General features: G+C 35.7%; 5 protein-coding genes. 2 read left to right on the top strand and 3 right to left on the bottom strand.

All coding sequences use genetic code 11. From position 1 onward, the window contains the following. The 3 genes from AC1DPQ_RS22335 to AC1DPQ_RS22325 all read right to left on the bottom strand — a co-directional run. A partial coding sequence (locus AC1DPQ_RS22335) for a protein-disulfide reductase DsbD family protein (RefSeq protein WP_477610912.1) occupies positions 1-927 on the bottom strand: 927 nt, incomplete at its 3' end. A gap of 150 nt (positions 928-1077) precedes the next feature. Then, complete coding sequence (locus AC1DPQ_RS22330) at positions 1078-1527, bottom strand: protein-disulfide reductase DsbD domain-containing protein (RefSeq protein WP_477582158.1); 450 nt, start codon at positions 1525-1527, stop codon at positions 1078-1080. 7 nt (positions 1528-1534) lie between these two features. Next, complete coding sequence (locus AC1DPQ_RS22325; RefSeq protein ID WP_477582156.1) at positions 1535-2311, bottom strand: biotin--[acetyl-CoA-carboxylase] ligase; 777 nt, start codon at positions 2309-2311, stop codon at positions 1535-1537. A gap of 44 nt (positions 2312-2355) precedes the next feature. On the opposite strand from AC1DPQ_RS22325, the gene rsfS reads away from it, so the two are divergent. Both rsfS and AC1DPQ_RS22315 read left to right on the top strand, forming a co-directional pair. Further along, on the top strand, positions 2356-2730 hold the full coding sequence (rsfS, locus tag AC1DPQ_RS22320) for a ribosome silencing factor (protein ID WP_057930976.1): 375 nt from the start codon (positions 2356-2358) through the stop codon (positions 2728-2730). 27 nt (positions 2731-2757) lie between these two features. Further along, a partial coding sequence (locus AC1DPQ_RS22315; protein WP_477610911.1) for an ATP-dependent metallopeptidase FtsH/Yme1/Tma family protein occupies positions 2758-3245 on the top strand: 488 nt, incomplete at its 3' end.

Raw genomic sequence — 3245 nt, 5'->3', positions numbered from 1 at the left:
ATCCAATATGCCCCAGTGATAAGCCAAATCGGCTGTTGAAAGGAATTTTAAAGATAAGCCCAGTTCTAAAAAGCCAAGAAAAACTTTAATGGAGTTTAACCAGCCGCCAGATTTTGGCAGTCCCGTCATTAAACTAGGGAAAATGGCAAACATGGTAAAAATTACCGCTAGCGATAATGAGAAACCAAACATTACCACAACAGGTGTTAGCAAATCGGTATTAATGGCAACTAATGAGGTTCCGATCAGTGGACCCGTGCAAGAGAAGGAAACAACAGCTAAGGTTGCTGCCATGAAAAAGATCCCGCTTAAACCTTTAGCATCCGATTTTGCGTCAAGTTTATTTACAAAGGAACTTGGCAGGGTAATTTCGAATGCACCTAAAAACGATATGCCGAAAACAATGAGTATAAGAAAGATGAAAATATTAAAAAATCCATCGGTAGATATTTCATTTAATGCACTGGCGCCCCAGATCAAGGTAATAATTACGCCTAAACCAACATAAATTACAATGATCGATAAGCCGTAAATTATGGCACTTCTGATTCCTTTTGCTCTGCTTTCGGCTCTTTTGGTAAAAAAACCAACAGTAAGTGGAACCATGGGAAAAATACATGGAAGAAAAAAAGCGGCAATACCGGCCAAAAGGCCTAAACCAAAGGTTACCCAAAGCGATTGTTTCGGGGCATCCTTACCAGCTACCGCAGCTTTTTCTACTTTGGCTGTATCCTTTTTTAGGGTATCTTTTTCCGTTTTTACCTTGCTATTGGCTGCACTATCCTGTGCAGAACCTACTTCAGTAAAAACAATATCATCGGGAGGAGCAGTTGCTGTGGTATCCTGGGTTACCAGGGCATAACTCTTAAGGGCTGGCAATGCAATAAACATTGTAGCCATTAATAACAATAATAAAACCTTTTTCATTTGTGTGTTTTGTGTGTGTATTTTTTGAAACCGTGAAATTAAGAATAATTTTAGAAACGATTTTTTTTAAACCACTACTCCACGTAGATTTTACTTTAAAAAGAAACAGTCCCGAAAATTCGGAACTGCTTGTAAATATTTTGATGTCAACTATTTAACCGGAACGCTGAACTCAACTTCTTCTGGCGGAAGACATTGTTTATCGTTACAAACCATAAACTCCACTTTTCCTTTAACAGCAGTTGTACCCTTATTTAATTTCACCTTTTGCTGGAAAATCACTGCTTTTTCGAAATAACTTACATTCATTTTAAATGTACTTTCGTATTTAACAATTGCTTTGGGCTCGATTGTTTTACCAACCAGGCTAAAATCTTTAGAAGGGGCAAAAGTAAATGTAGTTTTTACCGGACCACCGTCTTTCACATTTTGCGAATAGATATGCCACCTGTCTTCGATTGTAGCCTTTAAATATATAACGGCTTCATCTTTACTTATTTTCTTTGCAGAATAAGCCCAGGTAACCGGTTTTTCGATTTGGGCAAATGCACCTGCGATGGTAAAAAGTACCATCGAAAGCACTAGGGTGGTTTTTTTCATTGTGTGTTTATTTTGTGTGTGTAAATTCTATTTCTTTAAAATTAAAGACTTTTAAGCCATTCTTTGTATCAACCGTTAGCCTACCATCATCTTCAACTCCTGTTATAGTACCTTCAAAAAACGCTCCATTTTGCATATATAACGCTGGAATATTAAAGTTATAAAGCCTTGAAAGGTAATCATTTTGTAAAATACTATATTTCCCAGTCCTCAAAATTAAGTAGTATTTTTCCATAAATATGAATAATTTATCCATAATATCCATTAAAGACACATCTCTTTGTAAAATTTGAATGACGGAAGTAGCACGTTGGCTAATACTATCCGAAAATTCGGATTGATTAATATTTAAACCAATGCCAATTACTGATGATTTAATAGAATTGCCTGTCAGTGTATTTTCGATTAATATTCCGCCTAATTTCTTATTTTGGTAATACATATCATTAGGCCATTTTACTTTTATCCCTCCCGGTACAAAGCAAGATAAAGCATCACTAACGGCTAAACTAACGGCCATATTTAAATAAAACTGTTTATTAAGAGGCAAAAAAGAAGGTTTCAAATAAATGCTTGTGCTTATATTTTTTCCTGCCTGTGTTTCCCAAACGCTTTCCTGCTGTCCTCTTCCGGCAAACTGATTATCTGCCATAATTACAGTCCCTTCGGCTAATGGCTCGGATTTTGACACCAAATCTTTTAAAAAGTTATTAGTAGAATCAACTTCTTTTAATTTGATTAAATTTTGACCAACAAATAGTGTCGAAAAAGTGTTATTTTGCAAGTGTTGAATTTATAATATTGTAATTCCAAAATTAAAGCATTTTAATGGTAAAAAAGAAAATAGTAGCCCTTTCTACATACCTTTCTGAGTTAGCTGTTCACGGCATACAGGAAAAAAAAGGAGAAGATATAGTGCGGTTAGATCTTAGAAATATTCATACCTCAGTGGCTGATTACTTTATTATTGCGAGCGCCAACTCTGGTACTCAGGTAAAAGCTATTGCTGATAGTGTAGAAAAAGAAATATACAAAGCCACTCAGGCCGATCCAAGACATAAAGAAGGTTTTGAATCAGCAGATTGGATTATTCTTGATTATTTCGATGTGGTTGTGCACATTTTTAAAACCGAAAAGCGCCACTTTTATGGCATAGAAGAACTTTGGGGGGATGCAGAAAGCACAAATTATCAAAGCGCATAACCTATAGAACCATTTTGACAAAGACAAATGAACGACAATCAAAATACCAACGAAAAACAAGGAAAAAGAATTCCAAATATTCCTAAAAAACCACAAAAAGGATCAAAATTTAATATTTTCTGGGTTTATGCAGCCATTATCATTGCGATTATAGCCGCACAGTTTTTATTTACTACCGATGGCGGTAAAGAGGTTACCTATCAAAAGTTTGAACAACAGATGTTACTTAAAGGTGATGTTCAGAAAGTTGTTGCCTATAAATCAGACGATTTAGTCCGTGTAGAGGTTTACATCAAAAAAGATAGCCTAAAAAAACCATTATACGATGCATATAAAAGTAATAACACTTTTAGTGTAAATAACACAGCTAGCCCTGTTGTATATTTCAATGCAGGTACGATGGATGGCCTTGACAAACAACTTGCCGATTCGCAAAAAGATCTTCCTGCTAACCAACCAAGGGTATTGGCGGAAAAAACCAGTCGCAGCAATCCGTTAGCAAGCTGGTTCTTAAG

Source organism: Pedobacter sp. 01T416_2 (assembly GCF_056398925.1).
This window is presented reverse-complemented; position numbering and strand designations above follow the sequence as displayed.